At 72.5% G+C, this 1,991-nt stretch carries 2 protein-coding genes; both read left to right on the top strand.

Features of this window, described 5'->3' with window-relative positions; all coding sequences use genetic code 11:
- Window positions 1–858 (top strand): SRPBCC family protein (locus ACO1BR_RS34055; protein ID WP_426798966.1); only part of this gene is annotated, 858 nt, incomplete at its 5' end.
- 348 nt (window positions 859–1,206) lie between these two features.
- Window positions 1,207–1,896: a transglycosylase SLT domain-containing protein gene (locus tag ACO1BR_RS34050; protein WP_426799008.1), complete on the top strand. Its 690-nt coding sequence runs from the start codon at window positions 1,207–1,209 to the stop codon at window positions 1,894–1,896.
- Window positions 1,897–1,991: the final 95 nt, after the last annotated feature.

The raw sequence follows: 1,991 nt of genomic DNA, 5'->3' as shown, positions 1-1,991 counted from the left end.
CCGGCCGCCGGCGGCCGGACGGCGCTGCGCATGGAGCGGCGGCTGGCGCATCCGCCGCACGAAGTCTGGTCGGCACTGACCGACCCGGCGCGGACGGGGCGGTGGTTCCCCTGCGACGTCGCGGTCGAACTGCGGACCGGCGGCCCGATCACCTTCCTGATGCCGCAGGTGAGCGGCCCCGCCATGACGGGTACGGTCACCGACGTCGAGGAACCCCGGCTGTACGCCTTCACCTGGGGCGATGACCACCTCCGCTGGGAGGTCGCGCCGGATCCGGACGGCTCGCTGCTGACCTTGGTGCACACCTTCGGCGACCGCTTCGGCGCCGCCAGCTTCGCGTCCGGCTGGCACCTGTGCCTGTCGGCGCTCGCGCAGCTGCTCGACGGGGAGTCACCGGCAGTGGAGCCCGACTCGGGCGAGCTGCACGAGGCGTATCTGGAACAGTTCGATCTCGGGCACGGGGCAGTCGAGGAGACGACGGAGGGGCCGCGGATCCGATTCGAGCGGCAGCTGGTGCGGCCCGCGGAGACGGTGTGGGCGGTACTGACCGGGGGTGACGAGCCGGCCGCGGGCGAGCCCGCCCCCGGAGGGGTTCACCTCCGGAAAGGCGTCGGCCGGGCCGGTCACCGAGGTGCGGGAGCCGTCCGTCCTCGCCTACCGGTGCCGTCCGCAGGGGACGGTCCGCTGGGAGCTGGGCCGCGGCACCGGGCACGGCGCCCGCCTGGTCCTGACGCAGACCGGACCGCGGGGCGCGGACGCGGAGGCGGCGCGGGACGCCTGGCACGACCGCATCGAGCACCTGGCGGCACGGCTGCTGGAGATCTGAGCGGCGTCGGCGGAGGGGGGCCGGGGGTGTGACCCGGGCAACTCGGCGGCCGGTCCGGAGGGCGCCGCGGGGGTGGTGAACGGTGATGCCCGGCACGCGACGTACGTCACGTACGAAGGCGGCTAGTCGACAGCGGTCCGGCGTACGCCCTGAATTCCGGCATTTATCTCGGGCATTTCGCCCTAACGCACGAAGATGGGTAGTACACGGCATCATTGCCACCATCCCGGGCCGGCGCTAACCATGTTTCCGGTAGCACCGAGAACAAGCCTGCGGACTCCGCCAGAGCGGCGAGCGCGGCACCGACCCTCGGTCCTCACGAGCCACCGAAGGCCAGCAACCCGCAACCCAGCCCTGGAAGAGGTTAGTTCCGCATGCCCATGCCCGGCTTCTCCCTGCCCCGCACCGCCCGCATCACCCGCACGCACAAGGTCTCCGCGGCGCTGGTGGCCACCGCGAGCTGCGCGGCGGCCCTCGCCCTGACCGCGGCGCCGAGCAACGCCGCCACCCCGGCCGCCCACGCGTCGGCCGCGGTGAAGCCGGTCGGCGCCAACGGCCTGCCGGTCGTGGCGAAGGCCCAGGCGAGCGAGGACAAGAAGCAGGAGAGCGTGTCCGTCGCGGACGGCCTGAAGGTCACCGCCGTCGCCGAGCAGGGCCACGCCGCCCAGCAGGCCGCGAACCGCTCGACGGAGCGCAAGGAGATAGCGCCGCCGAAGGAGGCCGCGCCCAAGCCGGCCGCCCCGCGCTACGCGAACAACCTGGACGGCTGGATCCGCCAGGCCCTGGACATCATGCAGTCCAAGGGCATCCCCGGCAGCTACGAGGGCCTGCACCGCAACATCATGCGGGAGTCCAGCGGCAACCCCAACGCCGTCAACGACTGGGACATCAACGCGCGGAACGGCATCCCCTCCAAGGGCCTGCTCCAGGTGATCCAGCCCACCTTCGACACCTACCACGTCGCGGGCACCGCCGACAGCCTCACCGACCCGGTCGCCAACATCACCGCCGCGGCCAACTACGCCGCCCACCGCTACGGCTCCATCGACAACGTCAACTCCGCCTACTGAGCCGGAGAGACGAGCCGACACAGCGCACCGGCCCGACGCGCCGGAGAAACGCCTCAGCGCCAACGGCACTGGCCCTGACCGCGAAGTGCGGTCAG

The organism is Streptomyces sp. YGL11-2 (assembly GCF_050054615.1).
Lineage (GTDB): Bacteria > Actinomycetota > Actinomycetes > Streptomycetales > Streptomycetaceae > Streptomyces.
Note: the sequence above shows the minus strand (reverse complement) of the source record. Positions and strands in the feature narration are given on the sequence as shown.

What these genes read in the sequence shown, in the direction of transcription:
- ACO1BR_RS34050 (WP_426799008.1), top strand. Translation starts at nt 1,207, where the DNA reads ATGCCCGGCTTCTCCCTGCCCCGCACCGCCCGCATCACCCGCACGCAC.